Origin of the sequence: Klebsiella sp. JB_Kp004 (assembly GCF_040065795.1) — a bacterium.
Classification (GTDB): Bacteria; Pseudomonadota; Gammaproteobacteria; order Enterobacterales; family Enterobacteriaceae; genus Klebsiella; species Klebsiella quasipneumoniae.
The window spans coordinates 212,501-226,985 of the sequence record NZ_JBEAKW010000002.1 but is presented as its reverse complement, the minus strand read 5'-3'; the positions used below and the strand labels follow the sequence as shown (position 1 = coordinate 226,985).

Sequence of the window (14,485 nt, the reverse complement as noted above, 5' to 3'; positions counted from 1 at the left end):
CACGAGCTTTTTCTTCCGGCGCGTTATCGATCTGGTCGAATGCGCGAGCGGAACCACCGTAGGTTTTAGCCAGAACGGTAGTGATGGCAGCAGTCAGGGTAGTTTTACCATGGTCAACGTGGCCGATAGTACCAACGTTGACGTGCGGTTTTGTACGTTCAAATTTTTCTTTAGACACGGCTATATTCCTTACTATAGTGCTCTCCCCTTCGGAGAGAGCACGGGACTTAGGTTTTAATCCTGTGGATTATTTACCACGGGCTTCAATAACGGCCTGAGCAACGTTGTTCGGCGCATCATCATACTTCAGGAATTCCATGGTGTATGATGCACGACCTTTGGTCAGAGAACGCAGCTGAGTTGCATAACCGAACATTTCGGACAGCGGTACTTCAGCGTGGATCTTAACGCCGGTTACTTCGGATTCCTGACCGCGCAGCATACCGCGACGACGGCTCAAGTCACCGATAACGTCACCAGTGTTCTCTTCCGGAGTTTCTACTTCAACCTTCATGATCGGCTCAAGCAGAACTGGTTTTGCTTTCTTAAAGCCTTCTTTAAAGGCAATAGACGCAGCCAGTTTAAACGCCAGCTCAGAGGAGTCAACGTCGTGGTAAGAACCGAAGTGCAGACGGATACCCATATCAACTACCGGGTAACCTGCCAGCGGACCAGCTTTCAGCTGTTCCTGGATGCCTTTATCAACGGCCGGGATGTATTCGCCAGGAATTACACCACCTTTGATGTCGTTGATGAACTCGTAACCTTTCGGGTTAGAGCCCGGCTCCAGCGGGTACATGTCGATCACAACGTGACCGTACTGACCACGACCACCAGACTGCTTGGCGTGTTTACCTTCGATATCGGTAACTTTCGCGCGAATTGCTTCACGGTAAGCAACCTGAGGTTTACCGACGTTCGCTTCAACGTTGAATTCACGCTTCATACGGTCAACGATGATGTCGAGGTGCAGCTCACCCATACCGGCGATAATGGTCTGGTTAGACTCTTCGTCAGTCCATACGCGGAAAGACGGGTCTTCTTTAGCCAGACGACCCAGAGCCAGACCCATTTTTTCCTGGTCAGCTTTGGTTTTCGGCTCAACGGCGATGGAGATTACCGGCTCAGGGAATTCCATACGCTCCAGAATGATCGGCGCATCCGGGTTACACAGGGTGTCACCAGTAGTTACGTCTTTCAGACCGATTGCAGCAGCGATGTCGCCCGCGCGAACTTCTTTGATCTCTTCACGTTTGTTAGCATGCATCTGTACGATACGACCGAAACGCTCACGTGCAGCTTTCACGGAGTTCAGTACGGTATCACCAGAGTTAACCACACCGGAGTACACGCGGAAGAAGGTCAGGTTGCCCACGAACGGGTCAGTAGCGATTTTGAACGCCAGTGCAGAGAACGGCTCGTCGTCGCTTGCGTGACGCTCAGCCGGAGTATCTTTACCGTCGTCCAGGATGCCGTTGATCGCCGGAACGTCAACAGGGGATGGCAGGTAGTCAATTACCGCATCCAGCATCGCCTGAACACCTTTGTTCTTGAACGCAGAACCACAGGTTACCAGGATGATTTCGTTGTTCAGAACGCGCTGACGCAGAGCTTTTTTGATCTCTTCTTCAGTCAGTTCTTCACCACCCAGGTATTTTTCCATCAGCTCTTCAGAAGCTTCAGCTGCGGACTCGATCAGGTTCTGGTGCCATTCGTCAGCCAGATCCTGCATGTCAGCCGGGATATCTTCGTATTCGAAGGTTACGCCCTGGTCTGCATCGTTCCAGTTGATGGCTTTCATTTTCACCAGGTCAACAACGCCGGTGAAACCTTCTTCAGCACCAATTGCCAGCTGCAGCGGAACCGGGTTCGCGCCCAGACGGGTTTTGATCTGACCAACAACTTTCAGGAAGTTAGCGCCCATGCGGTCCATTTTGTTAACGAACGCGATGCGCGGAACTTTATATTTGTTTGCCTGACGCCATACGGTTTCAGACTGCGGCTGAACACCACCAACTGCGCAGTAAACCATTACCGCACCATCAAGAACACGCATGGAACGTTCTACTTCGATAGTGAAGTCAACGTGCCCCGGGGTGTCGATGATGTTTACACGGTGCGGTTCATACTGCTTAGCCATACCAGACCAGAATGCAGTAGTCGCAGCGGAAGTGATGGTGATACCACGTTCCTGCTCCTGCTCCATCCAGTCCATGGTAGCGGCGCCGTCATGAACTTCACCGATTTTGTGGTTTACACCGGTGTAGAACAGAATACGTTCGGTAGTAGTGGTTTTACCGGCGTCGATGTGCGCACTGATACCGATGTTACGGTAGCGTGCGATGGGTGTTGTACGAGCCATTTGATTCCTCGTTTATTTCTTTAGGCGTTCAGTTAAGTTATCCAGAGCGGGCGACTCATCTGAAGCGCCCGCCTGGTGACTATGACTCCGAAGGGATTACCAACGGTAGTGAGCGAACGCCTTGTTGGCTTCGGCCATACGGTGAACGTCTTCACGTTTCTTAACTGCAGTACCTTTGTTGTCTGCAGCATCAGTGAGTTCGTTCGCCAGGCGCAGAGCCATGGATTTATCACCGCGTTTACGAGCAGCTTCAACGATCCAACGCATTGCCAGGGCATTACGACGGACCGGACGAACTTCAACTGGAACCTGATAAGTAGAACCACCTACGCGGCGGGACTTAACTTCGACAGTCGGGCGCACGTTTTCGAGCGCAACTTCGAAGGCTTCCAGTTCAGATTTACCAGAACGCTGAGCCAGGGTCTCCAGCGCGCTGTATACGATAGTTTCTGCAGTAGATTTTTTACCATCTACCATCAGGATATTGACAAATTTAGCCAGCAGTTCTGATCCGAACTTCGGATCCGGCAGAATTTTACGCTGACCAATGACGCGACGACGTGGCATGGAAATACTCCGTTGTTAATTCAGGATTGTCCAAAACTCTAAGAGTTTAGTATGACATTAAGATAAATCAGTTTGGCCTTACTTAACGGAGAACCATTAAGCCTTAGGACGCTTCACGCCGTACTTGGAGCGAGCCTGCTTACGGTCTTTAACGCCGGAGCAGTCAAGCGCACCACGAACGGTGTGGTAACGAACACCCGGAAGGTCTTTAACACGACCGCCACGGATCAGGATCACGGAGTGCTCCTGCAGGTTGTGACCTTCACCACCGATGTAGGAGGTGACTTCGAAACCGTTAGTCAGACGCACACGGCAAACTTTACGCAGTGCGGAGTTCGGTTTCTTAGGAGTGGTGGTATATACGCGAGTACATACGCCACGTTTCTGCGGGCAGGCTTCCAGCGCTGGCACGTTGCTCTTTGCAACTTTGCGCGCGCGTGGTTTGCGTACCAGCTGGTTAATTGTTGCCATTAAATAGCTCCTGGTTTTAGCTTTTGCTTCGTAAACACGTAATAAATCGCCTCATATATTATGAGGACGCAGAATTTTAGGGCGGTGCCGAAAAGGTGTCAAGAAATATACAACGATCCCGCCATCACCAGGCCAACTGACCGGCATGTTTGACTGTGAGTCTGACGAAATCAGTATAGCTAACCCTGCCGACACTGTCCGCAATTTGACCAGTTAGCCCGCGGGCCTCAACGTCGTCTTGCAGCACGTAAAGGGTTATGGGGGCGGATTGCAGGATCTCAAGGAAGCGACCGCCGGCGATAGCCGCCGCGACGCCATCAGACAGCAGTAACAGATCGTCACCCTGCTCCATCAAGCGAAGCATTGCTGCGATATCGGCATGCCAGGGAGAAACACTGAGCGTATGGAGCATGGGGGCCTCAGAAACGCAAAATCACATCAAATTCATGCAGACGGGCGCGCAGGGCATCCGGCGCCAGGCATTCGACATCCACCACCCACGGGGTCGCGGGGTCCAGGCCGCGCTCTCGCGCCGACTCCGCACACAGCCAACACTGGTCGATATCATATAGCGACAGCAGTTTAAAAGTGGCGATGTAATCGCGGGCCAGCACAGCGCCAGGCCGCTGGGCGGGCAACAGCTGAAACACGCCGTCGCCCACGAAAAATACGCCAATCTCGTCGGTGAGGGCGGAGGTGGCTAATAAGGCGTCGAGGCCTTCCCTGCCGGCGGCGCTGCCGTGCGGCGCGGAGGAAAAAACGAAAGCCACACGTTTCATCAAAACTGTACCATCCGATCGCAAGTAAGCGCCGCTTCCGCCAGCGCGCCAAGTCCGCTCAACGTAAAACCCGGCTGCAGATTATGGCCAGGCAGAGCGAGCTGTTGCGCTTCGCGCTCGTCCGTTACGCCACGACGCAGGGCGGCCGCCACGCAGATATGCAGCGCGACGCCGTGCTCATCGTGGAGAGATTGCCACCCGCGCACCAGATCGAACTCATCGCTGGCGGGCGCCGTCAGCTGGTTAGCGTTAAGCACGCCTTCGCGATAGAAAAAAACGCACGCCAGCTCATGGCCTTCCTGCAGCACGGCCTGCGCAAATTGCCAGGCGCTGCTCGCCTGCTGCGTGCCATAGGCAGGGCCGGTCACCGTGAGGGCAAAACGCATTACTTATCCAGCCCCTGGAAATCGCCGCTTTTGAACTGGCGAATATAGAGGTAGACGGTGTGCTTGGAGATGTTCAGACGATCGGCCACCTGGTTAATGGCGTCTTTAATATCGAAGATCCCTTTCTCGTAGAGATTCAGCACGATTTGACGGTTTTTAGCATTGTTGGACACGCTGCGATCGGCATTCACCTCTTCGATGGTGAATTCCAGAGTCTGGGCGACCAGATCGTCAACCGAGGAAGCAAAGTTCACCGGCGAGTTAACCTCGGGCGTTTCTGGCGGAATAAAGGTGCTCATGATCTGGGAAAACGGTACATCCAGATTCATATTGATGCACAGCAGACCAATCACCCGGTGATCGCGGTTGCGGATGGCAATCGTCACCGACTTCATCAGGACGCCGCTTTTGGCGCGGGTAAAGTAGCATTTGGAAACGCTGCTATCGGCGCCCGTCATATCGTGCAGCATGCGCAGCGCAAGATCGGTAATCGGTGAACCGATTTGGCGGCCGGTATGTTCACCATTGGCGATACGGATGGCAGAGCATTTCAGATCCTGCAAAGAATGCAGCACGATTTCACAGTGCGAACCGATGAGCATCGCCAACCCGTCCACCACCGCTTCATAAGATTTAAGAATATCGAAATCGGTCTGGTCAAAGGGACGTTGATCCAGCAGGTCAAGCTCGCTGGTTTCGTTGGTTAAAAGCGACCTGGACATGAAAAAAAGCACTCCTTTTCAGGAGCCTGTCGTTATTGTCAGGGCAGGCTCATCATCATTATTAAGCTATCTAAAGTAATACAGCGCCTGAGGATCTTTCCAGTTTTAATTATATCTGCGCTCAATAAAAAAGCCGCCGCCTCTGACGAGACGGCGGCCTGAACCCGATTACTTCTTAGCGTCAGCTTTCGCGTCCGCGGCTTTCGCATCGCCAGCGGCTTCCGGCTGAGCATCTGCCTTCGGCGCCGGTTTGATATCCAGCAGCTCTACATCAAAGACCAGCGTAGAGTTGGCCGGGATGCCCGGGACGCCGGTTTTGCCGTAGGCCAGATCTGGCGGAATGACCAGCTTGATTTTGCCGCCTTTCTTGATGTTCTTCAGGCCTTCAGTCCAGCCCGGGATCACCCCGTCGAGACGGAAAGAGAGCGGCTCGCCGCGGGTATAAGAGTTATCAAACTCTTTGCCGTCGATCAGCGTACCTTTGTAGTTAACCACCACGGTGTCGCTGTCTTTCGGCGCATCGCCAGTGCCTTCTTTCTCGACTTTATACAGCAGGCCAGTTTTCGACGTTTTCACGCCCTTCTCTTTGGCAAAGCTGTCACGGAAAGCTTTACCTTTGGTTTCGTTCTCAGTGGCGTCTTTTTCCATTTTCTGCTGAGCCGCGGTCTTCACGCGCGTTTCAAAGGCCTGCAGAGTCTGTTCGATCTCCTGGTCGGACAGTTTGCTCTTATCGGCAAACGCGTCTTGTACGCCGGCGATCAGCTGGGCTTTATCCAGCTTAATGCCGAGTTTTTCTTGTTCTTTCAGGGAGTTTTCCATGTAACGCCCCAGGGACGCGCCCAGCGCATAGGCCGATTTCTGATCGTCATTTTTAAATGCCGATTTACTCTCAGCCGCCGGGGCTGCTTTCGCCGCGGTATCTGCAGCAAAGGTCAGCGGTGCATTCAGGGCGACGGCCATTGTGGTCGCCAGCAGCGTTACTTTAAACAGTGATTTCATCCATTTCTCCAGGGCCGGGGCCTCTCACCCCAGGGTTATCGTAAAAAGCAAAAAACGTACTATAGAACGTCGCCGTTAAAATCTACATACGGACGTTCCTGAATATCGCCTCTTTTAGGACTATTTTTGTATGAATAAGTTTCCTGTAGGACGCAGCGATGCTGCGCGCCGGGGGAAACTTAAGTAGAATCCGCCCGCAGGATCAGACTAAAGAGGTTACCCATGCACGATAGCACATTAGAAACGCGCCTTGCGGAGCTGGAAAGCCGGCTGGCGTTTCAGGAAATCACCATCGAAGACCTCAATAAAACCGTGACCGCCCACGAGATTGAGATGGCGAAGATGCGCGAGCATATGCGTCTGATGATCGAGAAGCTGAAGGCGACCCAACCCTCCCATATCGCCTCCCAGGCCGAAGAGACGCCGCCGCCGCATTATTGAGGCGTAAAAAAAGCGGGTCTCCCCGCTTTTTTGTTGTCTTCGCGCCGAAGCGCGAAGATTAGTGGCAACCGCAGCCACCGTGGCCGCCGCAGCCGCCTTTACCATGGTCGTGGCCATGATCGTGGTCGTGACCGTGACCGTGACCGCCGCAGCAGCCATCGTGACCATGATCGTGGTCGTGATCATGACCATGCGCGCCGTGCACGTGACCGTGCTCCAGCTCTTCAGCGGTCGCTTCGCGGATGGCGACAACTTCCACATTGAACTTCAGGTTCTGGCCTGCCAGCATGTGGTTGCCATCAACCACAACGTGGTCGTCTTCAACTTCAGTAATCTCTACGGGTACCGGACCCTGATCGGTTTCCGCCAGGAAGCGCATGCCAACCTGCAGTTCATCAACGCCCATGAAGACGTCTTTCGGTACACGCTGCACCAGGTTTTCGTCATACTGACCGTAAGCGTCGTTAGCGCCAACGGCTACGTCAAATTTGTCGCCCACTTCGTGGCCATCCAGCGCGTTTTCCAGGCCGGAAATCAGGGAGCCGTGACCGTGCAGGTAATCCAGCGGCGCGCTTACCGGAGACTCATCAACCAACACACCGTCTTCTGTACGTACCTGATAGGCCAGGCTGACCACCAGGTCTTTTGCTACTTTCATGATATCTCCTGAGATGGGAAGAATAGTGGCGCAGATTGTAGCGGAATTCTGCTGCCGTGTACCCTTTAGCTTAAAAAAAGCCGACGGATAACGCTAGTCGGGATGAAAAATGCCAATCACCTGCTCCTCTTTGCGTACATGCTCACGGGCCTCTTTATCCGCCTCACGCATCTGATGACCGCACTTAACGCATTCAACAACATCGACATTATTTTCACGCCACATCGCCAGTGAATCCTGCGCCTGGCACGCCGGACATTTCGCCCCGGCAATAAAACGTTTACGTACTGCCATATGATTTACCTTTATTCAAACTCGTCCCAGCCGTCCAGCTGCCGGCTCTCTTTCTGCATTTCGCGCTGAAAAATCTCTTCCAGTTCGCGCCGGGCTTCCCGTACGCGTGATATCTGTACCGTATCAGTATGCACCGGCATTAACTCACGCAGCATTCGCATATCGAGGCGTCGGAAGTGCAGCTGCGCGCGCTGAGCCTGGTGAGGATGCATCCCGAGGGTGATGAGCGCTTTACGCCCCAGCTCCAGCGCGCTGGAGAAAGTCTCACGGGAAAACTGCGTCACGCCGGCCTGCAGCAGCTCATGCGCCTCGACGCGCCCGCGAGCGCGCGCCAGGATGTGCAGATGTGGAAAGTGTTGTTGACACATCTCCACCAGCCGCATGGTGTCTTCCGGCTCATTACAGGTAATGACGATCGACTGCGCCTCCTCCGCCCCCGCCGAGCGCAGCAGTTCCAGCTGGGTGGCGTCGCCAAAATAGACTTTATAGCCATAGTTGCGCATCAGATTCACCGCGCTGATGTCTCGCTCCAGCACCGTAATACGCATCTTATTGGCCATCAGCAGGCGACCGATGACCTGGCCGAAACGGCCAAAGCCAACAATAATCACCTGCGGTTTATCGTCCTCTACCCACGGCGCCTCATCGGTATCCTCTGCTGGATTCAGGCGTCGCGACAGTATCTTATCGATCCCTTTCATCAGCAGCGGCGTGGTCATCATCGACAAGGTGACGGCCACCAGCAGCAGCGCCATCTGGTCGTGCTGGAACAACCGCTGAGAAGCGGGCAGCGAAAAGAGAACAAACGCGAACTCGCCGCCCTGGCTTAATACGCCCGCAAACTGCATACGCTCGGAACTCCGCAGGCCATAGAGACGGGCCAGCAGATAGAGCACCAGCATTTTTACCGCCACCAGCACCGCCACGCTCACCGCCACCCACAGCAGATGGGTGTACAGCACGCCAAGGTTCAGCGCCATACCGACGGAGATAAAGAACAACCCAAGCAGCAGCCCCTTGAACGGATCGATGGCGATCTCCAGTTCATGGCGATACTCACTTTCCGCCAGCAGCACGCCGGCGATAAAGGTACCCAGCGCCATCGACAGCCCCAGCGCCTCCATAAACAGGGCTGATCCAAGGACCAGCAGCAGCGTGGCGGCAGTGAACACTTCCCTGACCCCGGAGCTGGCGATAAAGCGGAACACCGGCCGCAGTAAATAGCGTCCGCCAATCAGCATCCCGGCAAACGCCAGGACCTTCATGCCGACCGTTAGCCAGTTCACATGCTCATCCGCGGAACCCGCCAGCAGAGGCACCAGCGCCAGCGCCGGGATCACCGCCAGATCCTGAAACAGCAGGACCGAAAAGCCTAACTGCCCTGATTCGCTGCGGCTCATTCCCTTCTCGCGCATCAGCTGCAGTGCCATCGCGGTAGAGGACATCGCCAGGCCGATCCCGCCGACCACCGCCGCCTGCCATGAAAATCCTGTCGTCATCAACAGACCGCCGAGGATCGCCGCGCTGAGCATCACCTGCGCCGCGCCAACGCCGAAGATGGAGCTTCGCAGCCGCCATAGCTTGGCGGGATTGAGCTCCAGGCCGATGATAAACATCAGAAACACCACGCCGAGTTCAGAGAAATGGAGAATTTCATCCACATCGCTGATAAACCCGAGCCCCCACGGACCAATGGCGATCCCGGCCAGCAGATAGCCCAGCACCGCGCCAATTCCCAGTCTTGAAGCCAGAGGGACGGCGATAACGGCCGCGAACAAAAACAGCACCCCCGCCAGCAGCAAATCAAATCCCGCCATGGACACCTCCGGCGGCAAGGGGGTTGGCCAGCCAGTCCCGATAGGCCAGGGCGCGGCTGCGTAGCTCCTCTGGCTGTTGCCGCCGGGCCCAGTAGACGATAATGGGGCTCATCCAGTGCATACGGCACATGCCGGCGGTCAGTTCAAAAGGACGTAAAATATCGTTCATCGGATAGCGATTCGCATCGCGACGGTAGGCGCTCTCAGGTTCGCCGGTGGTGATCACGCTGCGCCAGTACTTTCCCGCCAGTTCGTTCCCTCCGGCGCCGCTGGCGAAGCCGCGGCTTAAGACACGATCCAGCCACTCCTTGAGCAGCGCCGGACAGCTCCAGGTATATAAAGGATGCTGGAAAACGATCACCTCATGCTGGCGCAGCAGGTCCTGTTCGTGAGCAATATCGATAAAAAAATCCGGATAGTGCGCGTAGAGATCGTGCACGGTGACGTTTGGCAACTGTAAGGCCGGTTGTAATAAAACCCGGTTGGCCACGGAATCCTGAGATTCTGGGTGGGCATACAGCAGCAACACTTTCGCTGTCTGAGACATCATTCCCCTCCCGTAGGTCTTCTGGCGGCCTGCACAGCCCTGGCGTTTTGACACAGCCAGAATGACTTTGTGTATCGTCTTCGTTTTGGGCTACCATGGCGGCCCGGTGAAGCGATTCGCTTCCACACTACATTATCATAATGACAAATTAACATAGTCTGAACATACGGCGCCTTATGATTGTTTTCTCCTCGTTACAAATTCGTCGCGGCGTTCGCGTCCTGCTGGACAACGCCACCGCTACCATCAACCCTGGCCAGAAGGTCGGTCTGGTGGGGAAAAACGGCTGCGGGAAATCGACGCTGCTATCGCTTTTGAAAAACGAGATAAGCGCTGACGGCGGCAGTATGACCTTTCCCGGCAACTGGCAGCTGGCCTGGGTGAATCAGGAAACCCCGGCTCTGCCGCAGCCGGCAATCGATTATGTCATTGACGGCGATCGCGAATATCGCCAGCTGGAAGCCGCGCTCCAGCAGGCTAACGAGCGCAACGACGGCCATGCCATCGCCACCGTCCACGGCAAGCTGGACGCCATCGACGCCTGGACCATCCGCTCCCGCGCCGCCAGCCTGCTGCACGGCCTGGGTTTCAGCAATGAACAGCTCGAGCGGCCGGTCAGCGATTTTTCAGGCGGCTGGCGTATGCGTCTAAACCTCGCGCAGGCGCTGATCTGCCGCTCCGATCTGCTGCTGCTCGATGAACCGACTAACCACCTCGACCTTGATGCGGTGATCTGGCTGGAGAAGTGGCTGAAGGGCTACACGGGGACGCTGATCCTGATCTCCCACGATCGCGATTTCCTCGATCCTATCGTCGACAAAATTATCCATATCGAACAGCAGACGATGTTTGAGTACACCGGCAACTACAGCTCGTTTGAAGTGCAGCGCGCCACCCGGCTCGCTCAGCAGCAGGCGATGTACGAAAGCCAGCAGCAGCGTGTCGCGCATCTGCAAAGCTATATCGATCGCTTCCGCGCCAAAGCCACCAAAGCCAAGCAGGCGCAGAGCCGAATTAAAATGCTGGAGCGGATGGAACTCATCGCCCCGGCGCACGTGGATAACCCGTTCCACTTCAGCTTCCGCCAGCCGGAGAGCCTGCCAAACCCGCTGCTGAAGATGGAGAAAGTCAGCGCCGGCTATGGCGAGCGTATTATCCTCGACTCCATTAAGCTCAATCTGGTGCCGGGGTCGCGTATCGGCCTGCTGGGCCGCAACGGCGCAGGGAAATCGACGCTGATTAAGCTGCTGGCTGGCGAACTCCAGCCCGTGAGCGGCGAGATCGGCCTCGCCAAAGGCATCAAGCTCGGCTACTTCGCCCAGCATCAGCTGGAGTTCCTGCGCGCCGATGAGTCGCCGCTGCAGCACCTGGCGCGCCTGGCGCCGCAGGAGCTGGAGCAGAAGCTGCGCGATTATCTTGGCGGCTTTGGTTTCCAGGGGGATAAGGTCAGCGAAGAGACCCGCCGCTTCTCCGGTGGAGAAAAGGCGCGTCTGGTGCTGGCCCTGATCGTCTGGCAGCGCCCTAACCTGCTGCTGCTCGACGAACCGACCAACCATCTCGACCTCGATATGCGTCAGGCCTTAACCGAAGCGCTGATCGACTTTGAAGGGGCGCTAGTGGTCGTATCGCACGATCGCCACCTGATCCGCTCCACCACCGACGATCTGTACCTTGTCCACGATGGCAAAGTCGAACCGTTCGACGGCGATCTGGAAGATTATCAGCAGTGGCTCAGCGACTCGCAAAAACAGGAGTCCCAGAGCGGCGACGCGCCAAAAGAGAGCGGCAACAGCGCGCAAGCGCGCAAAGACCAGAAGCGTCGGGAAGCGGAGCTGCGCAGCCAGACCCAACCGCTGCGCAAAGAGATCGCCCGTCTGGAAAAAGAGATGGACAAGCTCAACGCGCAGCTGGCCAGTGCGGAAGAGAAACTTGGCGACAGCGAACTCTACGACGCCTCGCGGAAAGCGGAACTGACTGAATGCCTGCAGCAGCAGGCCAACGCGAAATCCGGGCTGGAAGAGTGCGAAATGGCCTGGCTGGAGGCACAAGAGCAGCTGGAGCGCATGCTTCAGGAAGGCTAACGCCGCCTCATCATTCTGCCTGCGACGGCGCGGGCAGAATGGGTTTCTGCCATTCCCATGCTCAGGCCATCAATGACATCAATGGATTGTTTTTCGGTGTCACCGGGCGTCATTGGCCACAAGACCACATATTGGCTAACTCCCGCGCGCCCTGCGCGGTATAGTCATCATCACGTTTATTAATTATTCTGGTGCTATGGTTGAAATCATCCCCACAGACATGACGCCCCCCGAAAACGATTCGCGTGAGTTCCATCCCATGCGCGGCGTGGGCAATCGTCATCTGCAAACCATGCTGCCGCGGCTGATCCGCCGTAAATTGCGCTTTACCCCGCACTGGCAGCGCCTTGAGCTGCCGGACGGCGATTTTGTCGATCTCGCCTGGAGCGAAGACCCGCACCAGGCGCGCCACAAGCCGCGCCTCGTCGTCTTTCATGGTCTGGAAGGGAGTCTGCACAGCCCGTATGCCCATGGTCTGATCCACGCGGCGATGCAGCGCGGCTGGCTGGGCGTGGTCATGCACTTTCGCGGCTGCAGCGGCGAACCTAACCGCAATCACCGCATCTATCACTCCGGCGAAACGGAAGATGGCACCTGGTTTCTGCACTGGCTGCAGCGCGAGTTTGGCCCCGCGCCGACCGCCGCCGTCGGCTATTCGCTGGGCGGCAACATGCTGGGCTGCCTGCTGGCAGAAGAAGGCGACCGCTGCCCGCTGGATGCGGCGGTGATCGTTTCCGCGCCTTTCATGCTGGAAGCCTGCAGCTATCATATGGATAAGGGCTTCTCGCGAGTTTATCAGCGCTATCTGCTCAATCTGTTAAAAGCCAACGCCTCACGTAAGCTGAAAGCGTATCCTGGCTCGCTGCCCGTCGATTTACGCCAGCTCAAAGGGATGCGCCGCATCCGGGAATTTGACGACATGATCACCGCCAAAATCCATGGTTTCGCCGATGCGCTGGATTATTACCGGCAATGCAGCGCTATGCCGCGGCTCAGCGATATCACTAAGCCGACGCTCATCATCCATGCGAAAGACGACCCGTTTATGGACCACCACTCCATTCCCCCGCAGGAGCAACTGCCGGCGAACGTCGAGTATCAATTGACTGAACAAGGCGGCCACGTCGGCTTCGTCGGCGGCACCCTGCGTAAACCGGAGATGTGGCTGGAAAGACGCATTCCCGACTGGTTAAACCGCTGGCTGGAGGTTCCCGTATGATTATTCCCTGGCAGGATCTGGATCCCGAAACGCTGGATAACCTGATTGAAAGCTTTGTGTTACGTGAAGGCACCGATTATGGTGAACATGAACGTTCACTTGCCGATAAAGTCGCCGATGTAAAACAGCAGCTGCAACGCGGAGAGGCGGTCCTCGTGTGGTCGGAACTGCATGAGACGGTCAATATTATGCCGCGCGCCCTGTTTAACGGCTAAGGCGACGCCACTACATCGTTTAACCAGGGAGTTGTTATGTCTGCCAAACATCCGGTGATCGCCGTCACGGGCTCCAGCGGCGCGGGCACTACCACCACCAGCCTCGCCTTTCGCAAAATCTTCGCGCAGCTAAATCTGCACGCCGCGGAGGTGGAAGGCGACAGCTTTCATCGCTACACCCGCCCGGAAATGGACATGGCGATCCGCAAAGCGCGGGATCAGGGCAAACATATCAGCTACTTTGGCCCGGAGGCGAACGACTTCGGCCTGCTGGAGCAGACCTTTGTCGACTATGGCCGCCATGGCAAAGGCCAGTCGCGTAAATACCTGCACACCTATGACGAAGCCGTGCCGTGGAATCAGGTGCCGGGAACCTTCACCCCATGGCAGCCGCTGCCGGAGCCGACGGACGTGCTGTTCTATGAGGGGCTGCACGGCGGGGTTGTCACGCCGCAGCATGATGTCGCCAGCCATGTCGACCTGCTGGTCGGGGTCGTGCCTATCGTTAACCTGGAATGGATCCAGAAACTCATTCGCGACACCAGCGAACGCGGCCACTCCCGGGAGGCGGTGATGGACTCCGTCGTCCGATCGATGGAAGATTACATCAACTTCATCACCCCGCAGTTTTCCCGCACCCACATCAACTTCCAGCGCGTACCGACGGTGGACACCTCCAACCCGTTTGCCGCGAAAGCGATCCCCTCTCTGGACGAGAGCTTTGTGGTGATCCATTTCCGCAACCTGCAGAACATCGACTTCCCCTGGCTGCTGGCGATGCTACAGGGCTCGTTTATTTCGCACATGAACACCCTGGTGGTGCCGGGCGGTAAAATGGGGCTGGCGATGGAGCTTATTATGGCGCCGCTGGTCGAGCGTCTGATGGAAGGCCGAAAGATCGGCTAACAGAAAAAACCCCGGCCAGGC

At 56.1% G+C, this 14,485-nt stretch carries 18 protein-coding genes; 5 read left to right on the top strand and 13 right to left on the bottom strand.

Annotated features, from left to right (window positions below; genetic code table 11):
• From ABLX76_RS03165 to fkpA, 9 genes are all read right to left on the bottom strand, one after another.
• A partial coding sequence (locus ABLX76_RS03165) for a GTP-binding protein (RefSeq protein ID WP_016831079.1) occupies window positions 1-178 on the bottom strand: 178 nt, incomplete at its 3' end.
• 69 nt (window positions 179-247) lie between these two features.
• Window positions 248-2,362: an elongation factor G gene (gene fusA, locus ABLX76_RS03160; RefSeq protein ID WP_023291175.1), complete on the bottom strand. Its 2,115-nt coding sequence runs from the start codon at window positions 2,360-2,362 to the stop codon at window positions 248-250.
• 96 nt (window positions 2,363-2,458) lie between these two features.
• Window positions 2,459-2,929, bottom strand: coding sequence for a 30S ribosomal protein S7 (gene rpsG, locus ABLX76_RS03155; RefSeq protein ID WP_002920113.1), 471 nt, complete (start codon window positions 2,927-2,929; stop codon window positions 2,459-2,461).
• Between the two features lie 96 nt (window positions 2,930-3,025).
• Window positions 3,026-3,400, bottom strand: coding sequence for a 30S ribosomal protein S12 (gene rpsL, locus ABLX76_RS03150; RefSeq protein WP_002920115.1), 375 nt, complete (start codon window positions 3,398-3,400; stop codon window positions 3,026-3,028).
• A 124-nt stretch (window positions 3,401-3,524) separates the two neighbouring features.
• Window positions 3,525-3,812, bottom strand: coding sequence for a sulfurtransferase complex subunit TusB (gene tusB, locus ABLX76_RS03145; RefSeq protein ID WP_101993008.1), 288 nt, complete (start codon window positions 3,810-3,812; stop codon window positions 3,525-3,527).
• 7 nt (window positions 3,813-3,819) lie between these two features.
• Window positions 3,820-4,179 carry a sulfurtransferase complex subunit TusC gene (gene tusC / locus ABLX76_RS03140; protein WP_032454214.1) on the bottom strand — a complete coding sequence of 120 codons (360 nt, stop codon included), beginning with the start codon at window positions 4,177-4,179 and terminating at the stop codon, window positions 3,820-3,822.
• Complete coding sequence (gene tusD, locus ABLX76_RS03135) at window positions 4,179-4,565, bottom strand: sulfurtransferase complex subunit TusD (RefSeq protein WP_002920128.1); 387 nt, start codon at window positions 4,563-4,565, stop codon at window positions 4,179-4,181. Before tusD ends, tusC begins: the two co-directional genes overlap by 1 nt.
• On the bottom strand, window positions 4,565-5,287 hold the full coding sequence (locus tag ABLX76_RS03130) for a transcriptional regulator (RefSeq protein ID WP_002920130.1): 723 nt from the start codon (window positions 5,285-5,287) through the stop codon (window positions 4,565-4,567). Before ABLX76_RS03130 ends, tusD begins: the two co-directional genes overlap by 1 nt.
• Before the next feature lie 168 nt (window positions 5,288-5,455).
• Window positions 5,456-6,286, bottom strand: a complete 831-nt coding sequence (fkpA, locus tag ABLX76_RS03125; protein WP_004202215.1) for an FKBP-type peptidyl-prolyl cis-trans isomerase — start codon at window positions 6,284-6,286, stop codon at window positions 5,456-5,458.
• A 222-nt stretch (window positions 6,287-6,508) separates the two neighbouring features.
• Here fkpA and ABLX76_RS03120 point away from each other — a divergent pair, with 222 nt between their 5' ends.
• Window positions 6,509-6,727, top strand: a complete 219-nt coding sequence (locus ABLX76_RS03120) for a protein SlyX (protein ID WP_002920136.1) — start codon at window positions 6,509-6,511, stop codon at window positions 6,725-6,727.
• A gap of 58 nt (window positions 6,728-6,785) precedes the next feature.
• Here ABLX76_RS03120 and slyD read toward each other — a convergent pair whose 3' ends face one another.
• The 4 genes from slyD to kefG form a co-directional block, all read right to left on the bottom strand.
• The gene (slyD, locus tag ABLX76_RS03115; RefSeq protein ID WP_048335435.1) at window positions 6,786-7,385 is read right to left on the bottom strand and encodes a peptidylprolyl isomerase; all 600 of its coding nucleotides are present in this window, start codon (window positions 7,383-7,385) and stop codon (window positions 6,786-6,788) included.
• A 93-nt stretch (window positions 7,386-7,478) separates the two neighbouring features.
• Window positions 7,479-7,679: a YheV family putative zinc ribbon protein gene (locus tag ABLX76_RS03110; RefSeq protein ID WP_002920143.1), complete on the bottom strand. Its 201-nt coding sequence runs from the start codon at window positions 7,677-7,679 to the stop codon at window positions 7,479-7,481.
• An 11-nt stretch (window positions 7,680-7,690) separates the two neighbouring features.
• Complete coding sequence (kefB, locus tag ABLX76_RS03105; protein WP_004202210.1) at window positions 7,691-9,496, bottom strand: glutathione-regulated potassium-efflux system protein KefB; 1,806 nt, start codon at window positions 9,494-9,496, stop codon at window positions 7,691-7,693.
• Window positions 9,483-10,046: a glutathione-regulated potassium-efflux system ancillary protein KefG gene (gene kefG / locus ABLX76_RS03100; RefSeq protein WP_004202208.1), complete on the bottom strand. Its 564-nt coding sequence runs from the start codon at window positions 10,044-10,046 to the stop codon at window positions 9,483-9,485. The genes kefB and kefG overlap by 14 nt, the downstream gene beginning before the upstream one ends.
• 173 nt (window positions 10,047-10,219) lie before the next feature.
• On the opposite strand from kefG, the gene ABLX76_RS03095 reads away from it, so the two are divergent.
• The 4 genes from ABLX76_RS03095 (at window position 10,220) to ABLX76_RS03080 (ending at window position 14,464) form a co-directional block, all read left to right on the top strand.
• Window positions 10,220-12,124 carry an ABC transporter ATP-binding protein gene (locus ABLX76_RS03095; RefSeq protein ID WP_348873949.1) on the top strand — a complete coding sequence of 635 codons (1,905 nt, stop codon included), beginning with the start codon at window positions 10,220-10,222 and terminating at the stop codon, window positions 12,122-12,124.
• A 220-nt stretch (window positions 12,125-12,344) separates the two neighbouring features.
• Complete coding sequence (locus tag ABLX76_RS03090; protein ID WP_072096663.1) at window positions 12,345-13,343, top strand: hydrolase; 999 nt, start codon at window positions 12,345-12,347, stop codon at window positions 13,341-13,343.
• Window positions 13,340-13,558, top strand: coding sequence for a YheU family protein (locus tag ABLX76_RS03085; RefSeq protein WP_348873947.1), 219 nt, complete (start codon window positions 13,340-13,342; stop codon window positions 13,556-13,558). Before ABLX76_RS03090 ends, ABLX76_RS03085 begins: the two co-directional genes overlap by 4 nt.
• A gap of 36 nt (window positions 13,559-13,594) precedes the next feature.
• Entirely contained in the window at window positions 13,595-14,464 is an 870-nt protein-coding gene (locus tag ABLX76_RS03080) for a phosphoribulokinase (protein WP_004202201.1), read from the top strand.
• Window positions 14,465-14,485: the final 21 nt, after the last annotated feature.